Below are 22,338 nucleotides of genomic sequence, written 5' to 3'. Positions count from 1 at the left end.
ATGTTTATTTTCGTCCAAAATATTTTCAATGACCAAGCATGCCTTCTCACTTTGGAATAAACTATTAGGCTGGTTTGCCTTTTTGGTAGCCCTTATAACTTACTATCTCACAACAGAACCCACGGCTAGCTTTTGGGATGCTGGGGAATATATTGCTACTTCAGCAAAGCTTCAAGTTGGACACCCTCCAGGCGCCCCTTTTTATCAAATATTTGGAGCCTTCTTTTCCATGTTTGCTTCAGATGAAAGTCAGATTGCCTTTATGGTCAATCTCATGTCTGGAGTTGCCAGTGCATTTGCAATTTTATTTATGTTTTGGTCAATTACTCTTTTGTTAAAGAAGCTTACTAAAACTAATGAAATAAAGACAAAGGCTTCAGACATAGCCATATTAGCAAGCAGTCTGATTGGTGCGCTTACATTTACGTTCACTGATAGCTTTTGGTTTAGTGCAGTTGAAGCTGAAGTCTATGCCATGGCTGCCTGCATTATGGCAGCCATGTTCTATGTAGGTTTACTCTGGGAAAGAGACATGCACAAGCCAAGAGGGAATCGCTGGTTGATTTTAATTTGCTTGATCATAGGCTTGTCTTTCGGTGTTCACTTTATGGGATTACTAACTATTCCCGCTATAGGATTTTTATATTATTTCAAAAATTATAAAAAAATAACAGTTAAGAATTTTATTGTCGCCAATATAGTCGTAGTTGGAATTTTACTATTCATATTTAAACTACTCCTCCCCTACACCCTTACGTTTTTCGCTAAGATGGAAGTATTTTTTGTCAACAGTATAGGACTTCCTTTCAACTCTGGGACAATCATCGCGGGCTTACTTGTTGTAGCGGCATTTTATTTTGGGCTTAAATACACAAGGCGAAAAAACTATATCCACATCAACACCGTTTTGCTATGCATTTTGTTTGTGTTTATTGGGTTTTCAAGTTGGATCATGTTACCCATAAGGGCAAACGCCGGGACAGTCATTAATGAGAATGACCCAAGTAGTGCTCAACAACTCTTAGCTTATTACAACAGAGATCAATATCCCGAGACCCATTTGTTTTACGGCCCACAATTTACAGAAATCTTCGCTGGCTTAGATCCTGATAATCCTTACCTGGATGATGATCCTATTTATGAAAAAGATGAAGAAAAGGGTGAATATGTCATCATAAACGACTTCAAGAATGCAAAGCAGAATTCTGATACAGCACAGAAAACCTTCCTTCCAAGAATGTGGAGCACTCAGCACGCTTCCAATTACATGATGTTCACTGGACCTCTGGAATTTTCTATAAAGCCGGAGCACAGAGGAGAGCAAGAACTTGTGTCTATAGTCAGTACATTTCGATCAGATTTCAGAAATGGGGAAGTATCTTCAGATGGCTACATCAGCTTTTTAAAGCGCTTCAATCAATATTTAGACATTGAGAAACCTTCTACGGCATCCAATTTCACTTATCTATTTGAATTTCAGATGGGTTATATGTATTGGAGGTATTTCATGTGGAATTTCGCTGGAAGGCAAAACGACAATCAGGGGAAATACACAAATTTTGACGGTAACTGGCTAAGTGGAATCAATTTCGTAGATGAAAACAGATTGGGAACACAAGAAAATCTCCCTTCAGATTTAGCTGAAAATAAAGCACGAAATACTTATTATTTTTCACCACTCATCTTAGGATTGATCGGTCTCTTTTTTCATGCGTCCAAAGACGTTAAACGCTTCTGGGTGCTTACGGTTTTATTTTTGTTTACAGGAATAGCATTGAAAATTTATTTAAATGAACGCCCATTTGAACCAAGAGAAAGGGATTACGCGCTAGTAGGATCTTTCTATGTATTTGCTATATGGATTGGTCTTGGTGTTTACGCTTTGTTTCATTATTTGAAAAAATACATTACTCCAAAAATAGTAGCTCCAGCTGTAGGAATAATCTGTTTGCTTTGTGTACCGGTTCTAATGGCTTCAGAAAATTGGGATGACCATGACCGCTCAGGCAAATACACTACTCTCGCGATGGCCAAAAAGTATTTGGATTCTGTAGATGAAGACGCCATCTTATTCACTATTGGAGATAACGATACGTTTGCATTGTGGTATGCGCAAGAAATAGAAGGCTACAGAACCGATGTAAGAACTATCAATACCAGTTTATTCGCAACCGATTGGTATATCGACCAGATGAGAAGGAAGGCTTATGAAAGTGAGCCTATTAAAACCACTCTGGTGCATGATGATTACAAATATGGAACCAATGATGCCGTATGGTTTCAAGAGGACCCTAGAATTAGCGATACACTTAGTTTAGGTAAGTTTATACAGTATATCAAAAGTGAAAACGAAACCACAAAAGCTGAATTACAAAGCGGACAGGTGATCAACACCTTCCCAACCAAGAATTTAAGAGTTCCGGTCGATAAGGAAAAGGTTCTTGAAAACGGTATTGTAAAACCAGAAGATGCTGATTTAATCGAATCTAACATTTATATCACTCTTGAGGATAACCTGGTTTATAAGCCCAACTTGATGATGCTGGACTTACTAGCTAATAATGATTGGGATAGGCCTATTTACTTTACCGGAGGAAGCTTCAGGGATGAAGACTACCTCTGGATGAAAGATTATCTCCAACTCGAAGGGGTGACTTATAAGCTCACACCTATCAAGACGCCTGTCAACCCAGACAATCCATTTGATATGGGTCGCATCGACGAAGACAAAATGTACGATATCGTCATGAATTGGGAGTGGGGAAATAGCGGAAGCGATGATATCTACCATGATCCTGAAACCCGTAAAAATGCAATTACCTACAGAAGTAATCTTGCACGCTTAGTTGAAAAATTGATAAAAGAAAACAAACTCGACAAAGCTGAAGATATTCTAGACTTAGGTATGAAACATATCCCTGTGAAGCATTATCAGTATTATCAATTGGTTGAACCTTTTGTGACAGGTTATTATCAAATTGATAAACCTGAAAAAGCCAGAGAAATTTGGGAGCAACTTGCTACTAATTATCAGGAGTGGCTTGACTACTATGCTGGAATGAGCTATGAAAAACAAGTAGAACATGCCGAAAGGATTTTTACAGAAATTGAAAAATATAGAAGCCTGGTCGACATATTGATCATTCACCAAGACAACGAATTGGTAAAAGAAAAAGCTGCTGAGTTCAACTCTTATTTAGAGAAGTTCAGTCATTTCTATCAGGATTCTGAAGCAGAAGATGTTGATGAAGAACTATTGAAAGAACTGAATGAAGAAGAAATGAAAGAAATTGAAAAGGATAGTTCCAGTAAAGGTTTATTAAGTCCAGATCAAATTCCAAATGAATAAATAATTTGAAGTCAAGTGACTTTCTGAAAAGAGTCTTTCCTAAACGTGTATGGAACATTTGCTCTTCAAAAAAGGAAATGTTCCTCACCTTTGATGATGGACCAATTCCTGGAGTAACGCCTTGGGTACTCGACACTTTAAAGAGCAACAATGCCAAGGCTACTTTCTTTTGCATAGGAGATAACATTAGAAAACACCCAGAGCTATTTAAACGAATCGTTGCTGAAGGTCACGCCATTGGCAATCATACTTTTCATCATATCAGCGGCTGGAAAACTTCCAATGAAAAGTATCTCAACGATTTTAAACGCTGTAAAGAGGAAATCGAAAACCACTCATCGTCTACTTATTTATTTAGACCACCTTATGGCAAATGTACCTCAGCGCAAGCCAAAGCCATATTAAAAGACAATCAGCATATTATTATGTGGGATGTTTTGAGTAAAGACTATTCTGGGAATATTTCAAAAGAACAATGCTTTGATCGTGTTCAAAGCCAAGCAAAACCTGGCAGCATCATCGTTTTTCATGATAGCCTCAAAGCTGAAGGAAATATGAAGTATGCTTTAGAGAAAACACTAAAAACTTTTAAAGAGTATAATTTTAAGAGCATAAAGCTTTAGAAAGAAAATATGCATTTAATAAAAACACTTCGAGCGCTCTGTGCCTTTGTGGTTTAAATATTACCACGCAGACACAAAGTTCACAAAGAAAAGATTTTAAGTTCTTACAGCAACTTCACAAACAAACCTTCATCAGTTTTGTCTACTGTTGCCTGGTCTTTGGATCTTAAGCCTTTTACAGCTTTATCCCATTTTTTATTGCTCAACTCAGAAGCCGACTTAATGGTTTCCAATTCTTGCGGAGATTCCTTTTTGAGCAGTTCCAAAACTACTTTTTCCTCTTCCGTTAACTCCACTTTTTTCTTTTCAGGTCGCATTTGCGGGAAAAATAAAACTTCCTGAATGGAGGGATTATCAGTCAAAAACATGATCAGTCGGTCCATACCAATGCCGAGTCCAGAGGTAGGTGGCATTCCATATTCCAGAGCTCTTAAGAAATCGTAGTCTATAAATTCAGTCGCTTCATCATCGCCTTTTTTGGCCAATTTCAATTGCTCTTCAAAACGCTCTCGCTGGTCGATAGGGTCGTTCAATTCGGAATACGCATTGGCAATTTCCTTACCACAAACCATCAATTCAAAACGCTCAGTCAAATCTGGATTGTCGCGGTGCTCCTTACACAAAGGACTCATCTCTTTAGGATAATCGATGATAAACGTTGGTTCGATGAAGTTACCCTCACACTTTTCGCCAAAAATCTCATCGATCAACTTGCCTTTCCCCATGGTTTCGTCTACTTCAAGACCCATGTCCAGGGCGGCTTTTCTCAACTCCTCTTCAGATTTTCCAGTAATGTCAAACCCTGTATATTGGATAATCGCATCCGTCATCGTCACACGCTTGTACGGCGCTTTGAAATCCACGTTATGCTCTTTAAACTTAGCTTTGGTTGTTCCGTTCACCTTCATGGCACAATGCTCAAGTAAGTTCTCGGTGAACTCCATCATCCAGTTGTAATCCTTGTAAGACACATAAATTTCCATGGCTGTAAACTCAGGATTATGAGTTCTATCCATGCCTTCGTTTCTGAAGTTTTTGGAAAACTCATACACCCCATCAAATCCACCAACAATTAATCGTTTTAAGTATAATTCATTTGCAATTCTCAGATACAATGGAATATCCAAAGCATTGTGATGCGTAATGAAAGGACGCGCCGCAGCACCACCCGGAATAGATTGGAGAATTGGCGTTTCCACCTCCATATAACCTTCAGCATTAAAGAAATCACGCATCGCCGTAAATAAAGCCGATCGCTTTTTGAAGATTTCTTTCACATTAGGATTTACCGCCAAATCCGCATAACGCTGTCTGTAACGCTGCTCAGCATCATGAAAGCCATCATATTCATTGCCTTCTCTATCTTTTTTGGGCAGCGGTAAAGGCTTGAGAGATTTACTTAAGAGTTGAAAATTTAAGACTTTTATGGTTTGCTCCCCCACCTGCGTGGTAAACAACTCCCCTTCTATCCCTATAAAATCACCAATATCCAGTAATTTCTTATAGACCTCGTTGTACAAAGTTTTGTCTTCACCAGTACAGATTTCATCTCGATTGAAATACACCTGTATGCGACCTTCTCCATCTTGCAACTCAGCAAAAGAAGCTTTTCCTTGTATACGACGAGACACCAGTCGACCAGCAACCACAACCTTTTTACCCTCTTCAAAATCCTTCTTCACCTGTTTGGAAGTATGAGTGTAATCATATTGAGCAGCAGGATACGGATTGATTCCCATTTCCCTAAGAGTAGCCAGTTTATCTCGCCTTACGCGTTCTTGTTCTGATAATTGCATGAGTCTATATTTTTTTTCTAAAGCCGCAAAGATAAAGACAATCTTACAATATTGTTTACCATCCTAAGATTTAAGCTATAGGATTTTAAGAAATGTTCCTTATAAGTTATTGTAGTTTTATTTCTTCTGAATTTGTGTAGAGTTGAATCGATGTTTTTAGACATCCAGCTTTATGTTTTCAACTCACTTTTAAAAAACGTCTTGGGTAAGAGGACTAATTGAAAGGTTTGATAAAGCTTAAGATTTAGGAAAAAAACCACCTCAATAAAGGTGGTTTTTTCTAAAATTGATAAGTATATATCTTTGCTATTCATTTTTTCCGTTTTACGGAAAATGATCTTATAAATAAACTAAAAACCCGTTTTTAAAACTTCAACATTTTTTTGGGTTCCCAAATAATTCATCTTTACAAAGTAATAGCCATCAATATTCTCATATAGAAGGTAAACTATAGACTTACTGCTGATGTAGTTATGTAAATCACAAGGATTATAAGAGCTTAACTGTTTTTCATCTTTAAACGTAATAGTATCTAAATCAACTTCTTTCCTAACTTCTGATAACTTATGGTAGTTTTCGAAATCTTTTTTATTCGGGATCTCAAATTTATATGCGTCAGTTTTAAAATCTTCTTCCTGACTATTTATAACAATTGTGTAGTATAATTTTCCATATTCATCGGCAGTAATGGAGGAAGATTCTCCTTTTAAATAAAAAGGTTCATTTGTGACTTGAGAGAATGTAAAAAAACTTGACGCTAATAAAAATAAAATTAAAATACTTTTCATTTATTTGCTTTTTTAGAAATCAATAATTATTAACTAATTGAATAGCATATTGAACTTTAGTTTGGTTTAATGAACTTAAAGATTGGTAATCTTGAGTACCTTTAAGACCAATCCATGCTATGGCATTATAAAATTCTTCAACATATTGCTCATCCACAGAATTTTCAATATTGTTAACAAAGTCTAAATCTAAAAATATTTTATTTGGATGGTTAATTCGATCAAATAATGCTATGCAATCACCTCATTTGTTAAATAAGATAACTGCAGAGTCATTTATTATATGAAAATTCAGTTTTCAGATTTTTCCTCTAAGTGTTTTATTTTCAATTTTAGATATTTTATTAACAAAATAAAAATTCTAATTATATAATAGGTTATCAAAAGTATTAGGAAAAACCCTAAAAAAGGACTCAGTCCAATTAAAATATCTGTTACTAATTCCATTTTAAAAGTTATTTATCTAATTATTTTAGCAGTATCGAATTCTCCATTAAATCTATTAATCCTAATCTCAATTATAATAGTTTCACTATAAAACAAGCCATAACCTTGGATATTTAGACCTGTTGTAAGTGTTCCAGATAATGAAATAAATATATAATCACCATCAATAACAGAATTTACTTCACTAGATTGTTCAAAATTGTAAGGAGTTGTAAAACCAGAAAGACTTGTATTTACATTATCAAAATCATAACAGTCTTCTTGGCTGTTATAATTTGATGATATTATTACATCCAACTTGCATGGAGTCAATGGACTTCTATTTATTGTAAATTCAGCTATTGAATTTACAATATTATCTTGTAAGTCGATCAATGTCGAACTTGCTAAAGATTCAGAATCAATATTTTCTAAAAATTCTTGAATACTTTCAAATTGAATTAGATCAAGATTATATTCATTTTCAAAATCCACTTCTGCACCACTCATCATGGCAACAATGGTTTCCATTGCAAAATAATAGGCTGCAGTAGAATTATTATTATCCAAGAATAATTTAATTTGATCAGCTTGCTTAGAATGATCATATAACCAAAAAAGTTGATCTTCAGAAAGGGAATTACCTAATATTTCATTAATTTCATTTACCGGTGTTGAATTTGGGAATTCAACAGGGTTACCATCAGAGTCCAATGGTGAAGTTGTAATAGGATTTGGGGTATTATCAGCTATATTACCACCTCCAATAGTTCTTGGATTACGACCCGTTTCATTACAATTTGCATCAACAACATAAGCAATATAAGTCCTACCGTCATCTGCCATAAAGCAATTATGCCCTGCTACATGTGGCTCACCACCCCAACTACACCAGGTTTGAGCTACTAGCATACATCCACCGTTTGATTTTGAATCTAAGTTTAGATTATCCAAATCAAGAGGTATAACATGGCTAGAAGCATCAAAAGAAAAAGTATGATGATCTTCGAAAACTTTAATTTTAGAGTTCAGCTTATATTTTATTATGTATGCATTTATACCTTCATCTTCTCTTTGTTCAATTACCAAATTTTCAAAGTATTCAGGGGTTTTGAAAGGTCTTTTTATTAATAGTGTATAAGAAATATATTTATCTTTCAAAATTTCTCTTATTCTTGAGGAGTCGATGATAAAATTGTAGATATTATTAACAGAAGATTTATTATGGTTTTCAAATTTTGATTTTTTAAAATTTAATTTTCTATAGCCTTTTTGAACTATTGAGTTTGATGATAAGTCTTTGGAAGATAAATCATTTATTATAAAATCTCTATTATAAATTTGTTGATTTTCATTAATATCATTTTCATTTTCACACCCTGTGAGGATAAAGAGAATTGACAAAAGAATTACTAGTTTTGTAAATAAAGTTTTCATTTAAATTATGAATTTGTGTTAGTTATTAATTTTCTTTTCAATAAAAATAATAACTAAGTAAATCCATATAAAACCTCTCCACGTTTGTAGAATGCCTCAACTTGTGTGTGTGTGTGTGTGTGTGTACTTGTGTAGAATCACTTTGTAAATTTTTAACAACGTAATACTATAACTTTAGAATATAGAACAATTACGGTTCGACCCTACTTTTGCTACGGGAAAACCGTAATTTTTTAAAAATCAAAACCTCAGTTGTTCTCAAAACATCAATCCAGACTTTTAAATTCAATTTTCACGTTCACCGGATAAATTATATAATGAATCTCTGTCACCTAAGCTCACTGTCGAAAAACTGTTAAGGAAACGGTGGTAAATTCAAAATAAAACAAAGGTATCCTTGATAAAGTTTACCTTTGTTATTCAATAATATGATTATGAATAAAGCCATAAAAGTCCTGGAATTGGGGCAGCGAGATTATAAAGAAACCTGGGACTTTCAAGAGGAATTATTCCAAAAAGTCCTTAATATAAAAATCCAAAACCGTCGGGAATCTACCGAGCTACCTACCGAAAATCATCTAATTTTTGTAGAGCATCCACACGTGTATACCTTAGGTAAAAGCGGAGATCTGGCTAACTTACTCTTAGATGAAAAGCAACTGGCCGAGAAAGGCGCTACTTTTTACAAGATCAATCGTGGGGGTGATATCACCTATCATGGACCTGGTCAGATTGTGGGTTACCCAATTTTAGATTTGGAAAACTTTTTTACTGATATTCATAAATACTTGCGATTATTGGAAGAAATGGTAATTCTAACTTTAGCTGAATATGGCCTAAAAGCTGAACGTAGTGAAGGTGAAACTGGCGTTTGGCTAGGTGTAGGTACTCCGTTTGCCAGAAAAATTTGTGCGATGGGCGTTCGTGCTTCTCGCTGGGTCACCATGCACGGCTTCGCCTTTAATGTGAATGCAGACTTGGGGTATTTTGATAACATCGTGCCATGTGGAATACAAGACAAATCTGTGACCTCCTTAAATGTAGAACTCGGTAAAGCTGAAGTCCCGGTTGATGAAGTCAAAACAAAGCTAAAAAAACATTTCTCTCAATTATTTGAAGCCAAACTTCAGGATGCCTAAAGGCTTTTGGTGTAAATCAACACCGCATTGTCATCGCCTTTAGTGATCAGCTGTATTTGGTTGGGTTGTTCAAGATCAAGTTTGATTTGTGAATTTCCAAAGACAGGAAAACCAGAAACCAATTCGGCTTGTTCATCAAATACATAGACTTTACTCGCTTGTTGGTCCACTACACTAAAGTAAGTTCTATTGGCTTGTTCATGTATTTGTGGTGACAGATACAGACCGTAATCTAAAGCCTTACTCACACCGTTAATGCTTAATTTGTTTTCAGAAAAGGTCACTACATGCTTTGGACTCGCCGTGATAAAATGATTATCAGATAAATTCATATCTGTGGTTTGTACGGATCCACTTTCAGAAATTTCTAATAAATCCCCTTCTTGATTAGTTCCTACAAAACTTTTATCGTGCAAGCCAAACTCGTTCCCAGATGTTGATATTTTTTGCTTAGGCATGACACGCTCTGCTCCTGTCCTGCTTAAAATTTTAAGGCCTTGTCTATTTTCCACCAAAATGTAATCCTTTCGACCTATCCTGATGTGCTTTGGTGTCCGTTTGATGTTACCTTGAGCTTTATAATCAAAACCCTTCACCAACTTTCCTTCTTTATCAAACATCAACACCTCATCGTTTTGAACCACTACAAATCTGTGTTTCCCATTATTGTCGTAATCAAAAATAGCAAGTCCTTCAGTTATAAAATCATTAAAATCTAGTGGGAATGGATCAACATTATTACCATTTTTATCGATAACATAAAGTCTATTTTGAGTCGTAAAAGCCATCTGTAATCTGGTATTTCTGTAGATGTCGAAGGTATGTATGTCACCCACAATTCTACTATCCAATGCTTTTGTCCAGATCGTTTTCCCGTCTTTTGCGATCAAATGTAGCATATTCGTTTCATCCTGAATCGCAATATCTTTTTGTCGGGTTCTCCAATTGGTGAAAAAATAAGGATTGGAGGTAATGGTGTTTTCTAGTTTTATGCGCTTTACCTGTATGGCTTCAGTTGATTTATCTTCCGTCTTATTTTTGGAAAGGATTCCGTTGACGAAAGCAAAATTTCCCTCGTGCGTCGCTTGCATAATTGTGGAACTATAACCCTGGGTATTAAATTCTTTCAGGTTGGGCAAAAAGTGATCTGTCGCCAATTTTTCAAGTTTATTCTTAACACCATCAAGCTGTCCTCCCCAGACCATGTGTGCAGAAGAGCTCATTTTGTCCAAAGCGGTTTGAAAAGAAGTAGATTCACTCAAGATCGAGCGATTATTGATGTTTACCAACATGTTTTCCAAAACCTCCTGGTCTTTGGCGAATAAAAAATGGCTGTCATAAACGGTGAATACAGAAAACTTATGATTGGATAGAAGTGGAGAGAAATCTGCAAATACATTCTCAGCCTCAAAACTATAGATGGTTTGGTTTCTAAATGATGTTTCTTGTTGTGTTATGATAGATAAGGAATCTAAGGTTTTTGTCACATTTGAGCTTACCACATCGTAAACTAACCCTCCATTTTCCAATTCTATTGCTCCTACCTCGTTTGCATTTTCAAAAATAAATTTAAAAGGAGAGGATGCTGTATAATTTTGTTTGGACCTATTTTCCTGAAGTTTTTTAAAATCAGAAAAGGATAAGCTTAAAAATCCTGTTGCATTGAGTGGGGTAACTTCATGAAGTCTGAAGGGTTTTGGAGAAATTCCTTTAAATAAATTCAATTTACCAGTTGTTTCCTCGCTTAATATCGCTCCTGACCATTTGTAATTGCCTTTAGAAACCTCTAAATCTAGACTTAGCCACTTTCCTAAACCTTTCATGGACTTTGCGTGTAGGCCTTTTAATTCGTTTTTATAAAGATAATCTGCTTCCTCAAGGTTGATAAAAAATGACGTCTCTCCAGTTGCAGCTTTATGGGCTTTATAGAAAGTTTCTTCAAATTTGAATTGGTTATTGTAAGCCCGTATCACATTTTCTACGATAAGTTTTGACTCCGAAGAAACTCTTACTTTATCAATGAGCGTAGAATAGAATGTGGCATTTTCTAGCTTAAATTCTGCAATCTCTTTACCAGCATACTCTATCCTGGTTTGCTTTTTAAGCTGAACAGAATCCAAGTTTAAATACTTGTCTTCGATAATTAACGACGTTGCGAGTTCGCGTTCACCTATTGGAGTCACCACTAAAAATGCTTCTGCATCTTGCTGAAAATAATTTAAAAATTTAAAATTATTCTGAATAGTTGCAAAAACAGGCAATGAAGCGTTATTCTGAAATAGCTCTGTAGAAGTTAGCTCTTCGATAGATTGAGAAAGATTTTCAGATTCTAGTATCAATATGGATTTAGAAGGAATAAAATCTATGAGTTTACCCTGTGTTGAATCTGAATTAAAATCACACGAGCTTAAACCTATTGAAACACAAATAATTATAAAGAGATGACGCATAGATAAAAGAATTTCAAAAAACAAAATTAAGTTGAAAATTAGGATTTAAACAAGAAAATGTCTCGGTTTATAATTTTAATCCCAATTGGTCTGGTAACAACTTAAAGCTTTTTCTGTGGTATTTGGTAATTCCATATTTTTCTATGGCTTTTCGGTGAGCTTTGGTAGGATATCCCTTGTTTTGGGCCCAACCGTACATAGGGAATTCTTTATCGATCTTTTTCATAAAAGCATCTCTGGCGGTCTTGGCCAAAACAGAAGCAGCAGCAATGCTTAAAAATTTTGAATCTCCCTTGATAATACACTCGTGTAGAGTTTTCTTGTAGGGCTTAAATCGGTTGCCATCTACCAAAATCATTTCGGGTTGAGGATTGAGCTGTTCAATGGAAGAATGCATAGCCGAAATTGACGCGTTTAAAATATTTATCTCGTCGATAGTCTCCATAAATATGTTTGCTACGCCAAAACTTACTGAAGATTCTTTTAAAATAACTTCCAAGAGCTCACGTTTCTTGGAAGTAAGAAGCTTAGAATCATTGAGAATTTCATTCTGAAACTCTTTTGGTAAAATGACAGCAGCAGCTGTCACTGGCCCAGCCAGACAGCCACGACCTGCTTCATCTGTTCCACACTCTAAGTATTTATCTTGATAGTTAAGTTGTAGCATCATCAAATTCAGCAACAAAAATATGAATTCTGAAATTCTAAATTGATTTCACAATAACATTAAAACTTAAGTAAACTAAAAATGATACTTTTGCTCACGCTTTTAAATTGCTAATGAAGTCGGTACTCACTTTAATCTTTATAATTTTATTTTCTACTTTTTCAGTGGCTCAAAGAACGCTTAGCGGAACTGAAACACCTAAAAACACTGAAGGTATAAATGCCAGAGAAAAAACAACATCAGTAAAAAGTGACCGGGATAAACCCCCAATTTCTGATTATAAGATCATTAGTATCGAAAATGACACCACTTATGTAGATACCACACTCAGCATAAGAAAAGATTACGCTTATAATTATTTAAGAAAGGATGATTTTGAACTATTGCCTTTTTCCAATATTGGCAGGCCTTTTACAGAATTAGGGTATTCGTTTGATGATTTGCAGGCTCTACCTCGTTTTGGAGCAAGAGCAAAACATTTTTTTTATTTGGAAGTGGAAGATATTCCTTATTACGAAGTTCCTACGCCTTTGACTGAGCTCTACTTCAGAACTGTATTACAGCAAGGGCAAAATTTAGATGCTACGTTTACAACCAATTTGAAGCCAAATCTTAACGTTTCTATCGCTTATAAAGGATTAAGATCATTGGGGAATTATCAAAGAGAACTGACAAGTACGGGAAACCTCAGGATTGGTCTTAATTATAGAACAAAAAACAATCGCTATTTTGTAAGATCTCATTTTGTTACGCAAGACATCTTAAATCAAGAAAATGGTGGTTTGACAGATCGAGCTAATCAACAGTTTATAGAAGAGATTGAAGAAATCCAAAATAGAGCTTCTGCTGAAGTAAGACTTAGAGATGCAGAAAACAAAATGGATGCTAAGCGGTTTTATCTGAATCAATATTACAACATCAGACCAGGAAATGATTCTACGCAAAACGGGCAAATTCGTTTAAATCACATCATGGATTTTACGGATAAAGAATACTCATTTACTCAGGCCAACTCGACACCACAATTTTTTGGAACACCTTTCGAAAACTCCGACTTAAATAAGGAGGTTGAATACCAGAATGTTTCAAACACAATGGTACTATCCTATTATCAAAAGTACCTGGGTCGTATCGGTTTTATGGCTAAACACTCCAATCTGAATTATGGGTATAACTCAACTTTAATTTTTGATGAAAACAGTATCCCCAATCGTCTTGAAACAGATGTCATTAGCCTGGGAGGGACATATTTAAAAACTTATAAAGGATTCAAGCTTGAGGGTAAAGCGCTATATAATATTACTGGAGATTACGATGGAGGATATGAAGTCCATGGTAAAGCGAGTACCAAAATTTCAGATTCACTTCAATTTTTTGCGAGATTGGATTTAAGCTCAACCGCTCCCAATTTCAACTGGATTCTGAATCAAAGTGATTACGAGAACTATAACTGGTATAATCCAGATTTTGACAACGTCAACACTCAGAATCTTGGAGTTGAGGCAAAGTCTGAAGTTTATGGAAGAGTTTCCGCTTCATTCACTCAAATAGACAATCATGCTTATTTTGGATTTGAAGAAGCACCTGAAGGCTCTGCAACAGACAGTCTGGTAAGACCACTTCAAACCGATCTTCAAATTCGTTATCTCAAGGTAAAAGCTGAAAAAGATTTCAAGTACAGCCACTTCAATTTGGCAAATACAGTCATGTATCAAAATGTGCTAGAAGGTGAGTCTGTATTTCCAGTCCCAGAATTTGTGACCAGAAATTCACTTTTTTACGATAATTTTCTATTTGACAAAGCCCTATATCTTCAGACAGGGTTTACATTTAATTATTTCACTAGCTTTATGAGCAAAGCTTATGATCCTATTCTTTCAGAATTTGCCATTCAGGATTTTCAGGAGCTACAAAGTTTTTATACCGCAGATTTCTTTGTAAACGCGAAAATAAGAGAAGCCCGTATTTATTTTAAGCTTGAAAACTTCACGACCCTAATTCAAGGTAATACGAATTTTTCGGCACCAAGACAACCGTACAGAGACTTTGCCATTCGATTTGGATTGGTCTGGAATTTCTTTTTATAATGACAACCTGTTCTTCATTTCTTCTTTTTCTGATTTTGACAATAACTTAAACTGATGCTTTTTCATTAACTCTGTCAATTCTTCATTTTTAAGATGATATGTATGACAGTGTTTACAGTATAAAATGTGAATTTGAACCTTCAATTTTCCCCAGAATGTCGCTTCAGAATACTGTTGTTTATCGCTGTATTCCGCAACCTTTTGACAAGATTTAGGTAAATTCTCAAATTTCTTATCTCTCATAGTTTATTTTTTGAACCAAGAATTATCCAAACAAGAAGCTAAAGCTATTCTTGCTCTATGGATAATCACCCATAAATTAGACGAAGTAACTCCCATTTCATTACAAATGACATCATTGTCATAATCCTGCATGGTTTTCATCTTGAAGATTTCGGCATGCTTGGGATTAATGGTTTCCAGACAAGATAGAATCGCTTGCCCCAGTTCTTCATTCTCCATAGAAAAATCTGCAGATGCAGACTCGGTATCAGAAACTTGCTCTTCTAACCAAGCTCCTTCTTGATCCTGTTTGCTGTAATCCATTTTGACTTCAGCTTTACCTTTATTTGAATTTATTTTTCGGTAATGGTCTATAATTTTTCTATTCAGAATAGAAGTTAACCAAGTTTTTTCTGAAGATCTACCTTCAAAATTAGCTTTGGATTTTAGCCCAGCTAGGAATGTTTCAGACACAATATCTTTCGCCACTTCTCTATCACTAACTTTTGAAAGCGTGAAGTAAAAAAAGTAATCCCCGTATTTTTCTACCCAAAGTTCAGGTTGTAGAATTACTTTATCCATTCTTTACCATTTTATTCAAAAGTATTGAAAAATAATCATAACAATTTTCATATAACAAGCTTTAATTCCGATTTTCGTAGAATATCGAAATCTAAACCTATGAGTAACTCCAAATTATTGATTATCGGATTTATATGGCCAGAGCCTAATTCTTCTGCAGCTGGAGGACGTATGATGCAGCTTATAGATTTGTTTTTGAAGAAAAAATTTGAAGTGATTTATACCTCACCAGCCAAATTTTCTGAAAATGCTGAAAACCTGGAACATCTCGGGATTACTCAAAAACAAATTCAGGTCAACGATTCTAGTTTTGATGAGTTTTTAAAAGAAGAACAGCCTACACATGTACTTTTTGATCGGTTTATGATGGAAGAGCAATTTGGCTGGAGAATCGCAGAACAGTGTCCTGAAGCGATGAGAATTTTGGATACCGAAGATTTACATTTCTTAAGAAAAGCAAGACAACAAGCCTATAAAGACAAAAAAGTCTTTAAAAAAAAGTACCTATACACAGACATTGCAAAACGTGAAATAGCTTCTATTTTGCGATCTGATCTAAGCTTAATCATCTCCAAATCCGAAATGGAAATTTTGGTGAACCAATTTCAAGTCAATATAAATTTATTGCTGTATTTACCATTTCTTTTAAAACCTTTAAAGGATAAGGATACAGAGAACCTACCAAATTTTGACACTCGTCAGCATTTCATAAGCATTGGTAATTTTCTGCATGCACCCAACTGGGACAAAACTTTATTCTTGAAAGAAGAGATCTGGCCACTTATCAAAAAAGAATTACCAGAAGCAGAACTTCATGTTTATGGGGCTTACACTTCTCAAAAGGTAGAGCAACTCCACAATGTAAAGCAAGGTTTTCTAATTAAAGGCAGAGCTCCAAATGCTATAGATGCAATCAAACAAGCTAAAGTTTTGTTAGGCCCTTTACGGTTTGGTGCTGGCCTAAAAGGCAAATTTATAGATGCGATGCAGGCAGGAACGCCGTCCGTTACAACCACTGTTGGCGCAGAAGGTTTATGCGGCGACCTCCCTTGGTGTGGGGAAATTGCCAACTCTGCCGAAGAAATTGCCAAGCAGGCCATTTTACTTTACAGCATGCCAAAACGTTGGAAAATCGCACAGCGCAACGGATTCAATATTATCAATAAACGATTTCAAAGGAAAGTCTTTGCAGCCAATTTCTTCAAACGCTTAAAAAAACTAGAGCAAGACCTGAACTTGCATCGGCAACAAAACTTCGTAGGACAAATTTTAATGCACCATAGCACCCAAAGCACCAAATACATGTCTTTATGGATAGAATCCAAAAACAAAGACTCCGCAAAAGAAAGCATTTGATTACATTTACTTTATGAAGTCTTGGTTTTGGTTTTTATCCATCTTATTGCTCGTCTCTTGCAAAGATTTTGATCTGAAAAAACAATCTGCAGATCAGATTTTGGAAAAAGAGATGAAATCCATCAATTGGAACGAAGTCGATTTTTATCCTACATTTCAAAATTGCGGAACAATAACTTCCAAAGCGGAGAGCAAGACTTGTTTTGAATCAAAAATTAAAAAGACAATAAATGACTATTTAGCTTCGCATCAAATCTCGACAACAAGCTCAACTCAGGATACCTTAGTCATAAAATTTTTTATAACTGCAGAAGGTGCTTTAAATATTGAAGAGATTAGAATTCCAGATAAAATCGACTCCCAAAATCCTCAGCTCAGAGAAGTACTAAAAAAAGCTATTTCTGAATTACCTGAAATGTATCCTGCTCAAAAAAGAAGTGTTCCAGTTTCTTTACATACACAGTTACCAATTATTTTAAAGTAAAAAATAAGCCCTTTTGGGGTTTTGTGCCTCTTTTATTATTTCTGAAACCGTCTTCCCTTCCATTCAAATTTTCCAAAAAAACTTGTCAAGGAAAAAAACAATGTAAAAAATGGATATACCAAGCTGACTTTCAAAAAATCTGTCCAGCAAAATCCTAGATTCTGAATCTTTACCATTCTAGTCAAACTCCAGCCATCCACGAAAAATTTTAACAGAAAAGCATTGATCAAAAATCCAAAAAAAGCGGACTCCCAAAACCAAAGAATTAAGCTTAAAATCAAGGTCAACTGCATCAGCGTTACCAAAATTCCAACTGATTTCAAATACCAGCTCTCTACAGAAGCTGTTTTGCTTGCCCATCGCCTACGCTGCTGCCACAAGCCCTCAAAGGATTCCAAAGCTTGAGTCCAAACAACACTTTGAGAATCGGTTAAAAAGTCAATTTTAAAGCCAAGTTGCTTGAATTTCTGCAGCGTAAATACATCATCACCGCTTGCAATATTTTCTTTTCCGCGATTCACATCAGCTTCCAGGTATGCTGATTTCCTGAAACACAAATTAGCACCGTTGCACACCACAGGATACTTTTGAGCAAAACTTCCTAAACCAAAAAGCTGTAAACTCAACATGTCAAAATGCTGATAGTGAGACAGAAATGAAGATTTTTTTGTCACTACTACTCCACCAGCTATTATATCTGCTCCAGTGCTTTGCAGCTTAGCATCAAGGCTCTTCAGCCAGTTCTCTGGTAAAATCACATCCGCATCAGTCGTCAAAATATACGAAAAAGAAGACTTACGAATCGCCGTACAAATTGCATTCTTTTTAGGCGTATACTTTTCTTCTGAAATTGATAAAAGGCAGATTTTAATATCTCGATAGCGAGCTTGGAACTCTCTAGCAAATTTCCATGAAGCGTCCTGGGAGTCGTCATCCACTAAAATAATTTCGAATAAATTTTTAGGATACGACAATTCTGAAATCGACTGAAATAATGCCGGTAAATTTTCGGCTTCATTTCTCATAGGGATAACCACAGAAAACTTAGTTTTGAGTTGATTCTGTAGTTTAAGATCTGTAGACTTAAGTTTTGATAAACCCAAAGTCAAACTAAGGATATATAAGACGTACAAGCCTAAGATGAAATAGAACACTACAAGCCAACTCATAAGGCTTTTTTAGGTTGTAGTGAACTTTGTTTTGGTGATAAAATCAGGAGATTCCCTACAAATGCTGGAAGTCCAAAATTGAAGATCCACATCATTAAATTCACCATAAGCACAATTTCAGAAGAAATGATTCCATCGAGTAAAACGAGACTAAGGCTTGTCTTCAAAGTCACATCCAAAAGTAAAAACGTTGGCACAATTGAACTCACTAGATAAATCACAAACAAAACAGGCATCACTTCCAGATAACCCAATTCTGGTTGGAAAAAGTAGAGCAGAAAGTAGAACTGATGGCTAAAGGTTAGGTATCTCAAAACCGAAAGCAACAAGGCTTTTGTGTTAGTAGTATTCGATAAAATTGACAAAGAAATAAAATAGCTCTTCAGCTTTTTAAACCACTTATAAGAGCTCTTGGTCAAAGAGAACACTACTCCTAAAATAAATACCATTACTAAAGCGGTACTGATAGAGAATTTCAAGGAAGAGGACAATTCAGGAAACAGCACTCCAAAGCCTAAAATTCCAAAAAAACATGTTGCGACTAGTTGGTACAGCTGTCCTGTAAGGGTTTGTTTTAAGACCAGCTTTCGCATTTGTTTTGGATAAAAGCTGGCTTTGGCACCAAATTCACCAATCTTATTTGGTGTAATAATGCTGACCGCATGCGCTCTCAAAGTTTCCGAAAAAGCTCCCAGAAACTGAATAGACTTGTGGTCATGAATTAAAGTTTTCCACTTTAAAGTTTCTAGTAACCAATTCAGAAGAGAAAAAAATAAGCCTGAAAACAGAAGTTGACTCAGGTGAGAATTATTAGAAATGAATTGCAACAAATTCCAATTGAGGTCCTGAAACGCATCATAAATAACCACAAAACTTAGACTTACCACCAAAAGTTTGACGGCTAAACTCAAGAATTGCTTAGTTTTGTGAGGTAACTGCATCCTACAAAATAACAAATAAATAAGCTATTGGCGACAGAAAGAATCATATTAGGCATTGATCCAGGAACTACGATCATGGGATTTGGAGTCATTGAGATTGTGAACAAAAAAATGAAATTTGTCCAGCTCAATGAATTGATGCTGAAAAAATACGATGACCACTACACTAAATTAAAAATGATTTTTGAGCGCACCATCGAATTGATAGACACCTACCACCCCGATGAAATCGCGATTGAAGCGCCGTTTTTTGGGAAAAATGTTCAGTCCATGTTAAAATTAGGCCGTGCTCAAGGAGTAGCCATGGCGGCTGGCTTATCCAGGGAAATTCCTATCACCGAATACCTTCCTAAAAAAATTAAAATGGCGATTACGGGCAACGGAAACGCCAGTAAAGAGCAGGTAGCCAAAATGCTGCAGCAGATGCTCAAAATAAAAGAGCTCCCTAAAAACCTCGACTCCACCGACGGTTTAGCAGCGGCAGTATGCCATTTTTACAACAGCGGAAAACCTGATATTGGAGCATCTTACACAGGTTGGGATGCATTCGTAAAAAAGAACGAAAAGCGAGTAAAGAAGTAAGAAGTTTCTACTCCACAATATCCATTTTCTTCAGTAAGAAAGAAGCATTCATATTTTTACAAACACCTTTCTTTAAAGTGTAATCGAAATTCAATTCGTCATCGATGATTTCAGCATCGAAATAATAGTTTTGAACTTGTGGCAAGTCATCCGCAACTTCGCATAAACTCAAGTCATGAGTCGCGATAATACCAATAGCATTGGCTTTGACCAAGCGCTCCACAAATTTCCTGGAACCGATGGCTTTATCAGTGGAATTGGTACCTTTTAATATCTCATCCAGGACGATGAAATATTTGTCGGTTTGAATTTGATCAACAATATATTTGAGTCGCGTTAATTCAGCAAAAAAGTAAGAGGCTTCATCGGCAAGAGAATCCACCGTTCGCATGCTAGTGATGAGTTTTGTCGGCACATACTCAGAAGATGTGGCACAAACGGGAAGGCCAACATTGGACATTACGATTTGCAATGAAACGGTTCTTAGAAACGTACTTTTCCCAGCCATATTTGCTCCAGTGATGATGAAAAAGTGATTATCTTTGATTTCAAAATCATTTCTCACCGCATCTTCTGGATCAATAAGCGGGTGAACAGCACCTTTGGTTTTGGTGAAACTTCCGCTTTCTTTTATTTCTGGAAACACATAATTAGGATGATTAAAATGAAAGTTGGCTAAACTGTTAAAAGCATCAACTTCAGCGATGATTTCAAACCAGTTTTGTACTTGACTGGCGTGAGCTGTAATCCATTTCTCAATTTTGAGAGATTGCGTTAAATCGCGTAGCATAAATCCGTTGAGGACAATTCCCAGTAAAATATTGTTACGTTGATCTAAACCATCAATATGCTTAGAAAGTGTTTTTAGAATCTGACTTGCTTTCGCTGAATCCGAGTGTATCTGATTTTGATAATTTTGAAGTAATTCTGAAGTAAACTCAGCATCTTCTATTAATTTTAAAAGTTTGAAGTATTGCTGAAAGGTGCTTTGCGCCTGGCTCACATGACTGGATAATTTATTGATGCGTTTTAAAAAAGCACCTGTAATACCTAGTCCAATTATAAAACAAAGCAACAATTGAGCACCTGTGATAAAATTGAAGAAATAAGCTGTGATTACTACAAGAGATACTATTGAAAACAAGGCTGGAAACCAAGACATCCATTTTGGGACAAACGTTTTATACTGAGTAATCCAATTAACGATACTGCTGGCTTTGGTTTCGGTATCGACCAAAATAGCATCTGCTGTGAAGTTTTGTCTCAACTCCACTTTTTCCGCCAATTCCTTGATAGCGTTTTGCCGAAGCTCGATATGATCAATAGAATTGGAGGTGAGTTTGGAAGCTAAATTTTCCTCACCTTCTTTTAAAGCTGTTCTATTCAGATACTGAAAGAATGAGTGTTTTCCAAAAATATCGATATCTTGACTGTACTCATGCTCTTGATTTTTATATTGATCTCCAGCCGGCAAATCGGAGAATTCTCTTTTTAAGACGTTTAGCTCAGTTTCGTTGAGCTGAAGTAAAGCTTTCAGTTTGGCTTTTTTATACTGGATTTTAGAGTGTCTGGTGACTAAAATTAAAAACAATACAATTCCAATTATTATGGAACCAATGACGATTCTTGTGGATGACCAAAACAAGTAAACCGATAAGGCAATAGCCACAAAAACGGCTAACCTCAACATACTCGACCAGAATAATTGAGTTTTTATCGCTTTTAAATCTTTGGTATATCTTGTAATAAATTCAGAATAAATAGATCCTGGCGTTGGCATATGCATAAAAATTAAGCTACAAAAATAGAGTTATTGAATTATCTGCCGCTATGAAATGATGAAGTTTATTGAATTCAATCAGGGAAGCAGACCTTGCCGCTGGGATTTTGGCATTTTGCTCACCACCAATTCATAACTATGATTGATGAGGTGCTGAATGAATTTTGGAAAGAGTTGTGGTCCATCGACAACCACCGTATTCCAATGCTTTTTGTTCATGTGATACCCTGGAAAAACCTCATCTGGATATTTCTCTCGGTACTCTATGGCTTTCTCGGGGTCGCATTTCAGATTGATACTGTGGTCGCCAGCCTCCCATTTTTTCAAAGAAGTGAGGGCAAATAATTTTCCTCTGACTTTAAAGACGATTGTATCCTCCTCAAAAGGAAAGTCTTCAGTCGCTTCTGGTTTGCTTAGGCAGTACGTTCTGAATTCTTCGATATTCATATCAACAATTTCA

18 protein-coding genes are annotated in these 22,338 nt (G+C 35.7%); 7 read left to right on the top strand and 11 right to left on the bottom strand.

What is annotated here, in order from left to right; genetic code table 11:
* Nucleotides 1–28 precede the first annotated feature (28 nt).
* Entirely contained in the window at nt 29–3,349 is a 3,321-nt protein-coding gene (locus LB449_RS02955) for a glycosyltransferase family 117 protein (RefSeq protein ID WP_224453571.1), read from the top strand.
* Between the two features lie 5 nt (nt 3,350–3,354).
* On the top strand, nt 3,355–3,972 hold the full coding sequence (locus tag LB449_RS02950; RefSeq protein ID WP_343830065.1) for a polysaccharide deacetylase family protein: 618 nt from the start codon (nt 3,355–3,357) through the stop codon (nt 3,970–3,972).
* 104 nt (nt 3,973–4,076) lie between these two features.
* Here LB449_RS02950 and lysS read toward each other — a convergent pair whose 3' ends face one another.
* The 3 genes from lysS to LB449_RS02935 form a co-directional block, all read right to left on the bottom strand.
* Complete coding sequence (gene lysS, locus LB449_RS02945) at nt 4,077–5,768, bottom strand: lysine--tRNA ligase (protein ID WP_224453569.1); 1,692 nt, start codon at nt 5,766–5,768, stop codon at nt 4,077–4,079.
* A 350-nt stretch (nt 5,769–6,118) separates the two neighbouring features.
* The gene (locus LB449_RS02940; protein ID WP_224453568.1) at nt 6,119–6,556 is read right to left on the bottom strand and encodes a hypothetical protein; all 438 of its coding nucleotides are present in this window, start codon (nt 6,554–6,556) and stop codon (nt 6,119–6,121) included.
* A gap of 459 nt (nt 6,557–7,015) precedes the next feature.
* Entirely contained in the window at nt 7,016–8,419 is a 1,404-nt protein-coding gene (locus tag LB449_RS02935) for a hypothetical protein (protein WP_224453567.1), read from the bottom strand.
* Nucleotides 8,420–8,853: 434 nt separating this feature from the next.
* On the opposite strand from LB449_RS02935, the gene lipB reads away from it, so the two are divergent.
* A complete protein-coding gene (gene lipB / locus LB449_RS02930; protein ID WP_224453566.1) occupies nt 8,854–9,558 on the top strand; it encodes a lipoyl(octanoyl) transferase LipB in 705 nt (234 codons plus the stop codon).
* Here lipB and LB449_RS02925 read toward each other — a convergent pair.
* Complete coding sequence (locus LB449_RS02925; RefSeq protein WP_224453565.1) at nt 9,555–12,008, bottom strand: NHL repeat-containing protein; 2,454 nt, start codon at nt 12,006–12,008, stop codon at nt 9,555–9,557. The two genes, lipB and LB449_RS02925, sit on opposite strands and share 4 nt — an antisense overlap.
* 67 nt (nt 12,009–12,075) lie before the next feature.
* Nucleotides 12,076–12,675 (bottom strand): ribonuclease HII, encoded by a 600-nt coding sequence (locus tag LB449_RS02920; RefSeq protein ID WP_224454426.1) that lies wholly within the window; start codon nt 12,673–12,675, stop codon nt 12,076–12,078.
* Between the two features lie 113 nt (nt 12,676–12,788).
* Here LB449_RS02920 and LB449_RS02915 point away from each other — a divergent pair, with 113 nt between their 5' ends.
* On the top strand, nt 12,789–14,762 hold the full coding sequence (locus LB449_RS02915) for a putative porin (RefSeq protein ID WP_224453564.1): 1,974 nt from the start codon (nt 12,789–12,791) through the stop codon (nt 14,760–14,762).
* Here LB449_RS02915 and LB449_RS02910 read toward each other — a convergent pair.
* Both LB449_RS02910 and LB449_RS02905 read right to left on the bottom strand, forming a co-directional pair.
* Complete coding sequence (locus LB449_RS02910; protein WP_224453563.1) at nt 14,757–15,005, bottom strand: hypothetical protein; 249 nt, start codon at nt 15,003–15,005, stop codon at nt 14,757–14,759. The genes LB449_RS02915 and LB449_RS02910 overlap by 6 nt on opposite strands.
* Nucleotides 15,006–15,008: 3 nt before the next feature.
* Nucleotides 15,009–15,566: a sigma-70 family RNA polymerase sigma factor gene (locus tag LB449_RS02905; RefSeq protein WP_224453562.1), complete on the bottom strand. Its 558-nt coding sequence runs from the start codon at nt 15,564–15,566 to the stop codon at nt 15,009–15,011.
* A gap of 99 nt (nt 15,567–15,665) precedes the next feature.
* Between LB449_RS02905 and LB449_RS02900 the strand changes: the two genes are divergently transcribed.
* Together LB449_RS02900 and LB449_RS02895 are read left to right on the top strand one after the other, a co-directional pair.
* Nucleotides 15,666–16,922: a glycosyltransferase gene (locus tag LB449_RS02900; RefSeq protein WP_224453561.1), complete on the top strand. Its 1,257-nt coding sequence runs from the start codon at nt 15,666–15,668 to the stop codon at nt 16,920–16,922.
* 13 nt (nt 16,923–16,935) lie between these two features.
* Entirely contained in the window at nt 16,936–17,406 is a 471-nt protein-coding gene (locus LB449_RS02895; RefSeq protein WP_224453560.1) for a hypothetical protein, read from the top strand.
* Between the two features lie 35 nt (nt 17,407–17,441).
* Here the strand turns inward: LB449_RS02895 and LB449_RS02890 are convergent, their stop codons facing one another.
* A complete protein-coding gene (locus tag LB449_RS02890; protein WP_224453559.1) occupies nt 17,442–18,575 on the bottom strand; it encodes a glycosyltransferase in 1,134 nt (377 codons plus the stop codon).
* On the bottom strand, nt 18,572–19,486 hold the full coding sequence (locus LB449_RS02885) for a lysylphosphatidylglycerol synthase domain-containing protein (protein WP_224453558.1): 915 nt from the start codon (nt 19,484–19,486) through the stop codon (nt 18,572–18,574). Before LB449_RS02885 ends, LB449_RS02890 begins: the two co-directional genes overlap by 4 nt.
* 57 nt (nt 19,487–19,543) lie before the next feature.
* Here LB449_RS02885 and ruvC point away from each other — a divergent pair, with 57 nt between their 5' ends.
* Complete coding sequence (gene ruvC, locus LB449_RS02880; protein WP_224453557.1) at nt 19,544–20,098, top strand: crossover junction endodeoxyribonuclease RuvC; 555 nt, start codon at nt 19,544–19,546, stop codon at nt 20,096–20,098.
* A 7-nt stretch (nt 20,099–20,105) separates the two neighbouring features.
* Here the strand turns inward: ruvC and LB449_RS02875 are convergent, their stop codons facing one another.
* Both LB449_RS02875 and LB449_RS02870 read right to left on the bottom strand, forming a co-directional pair.
* Entirely contained in the window at nt 20,106–21,878 is a 1,773-nt protein-coding gene (locus LB449_RS02875) for a MutS-related protein (RefSeq protein WP_224453556.1), read from the bottom strand.
* A gap of 78 nt (nt 21,879–21,956) precedes the next feature.
* Nucleotides 21,957–22,325 carry an MmcQ/YjbR family DNA-binding protein gene (locus LB449_RS02870; protein WP_224453555.1) on the bottom strand — a complete coding sequence of 123 codons (369 nt, stop codon included), beginning with the start codon at nt 22,323–22,325 and terminating at the stop codon, nt 21,957–21,959.
* Nucleotides 22,326–22,338: the final 13 nt, after the last annotated feature.

Origin of the sequence: Psychroflexus lacisalsi (assembly GCF_020164495.1) — a bacterium.
GTDB classification, from domain to species: Bacteria; Bacteroidota; Bacteroidia; order Flavobacteriales; family Flavobacteriaceae; genus Psychroflexus; species Psychroflexus lacisalsi.
Note: the sequence above shows the minus strand (reverse complement) of the source record. Positions and strands in the feature narration are given on the sequence as shown.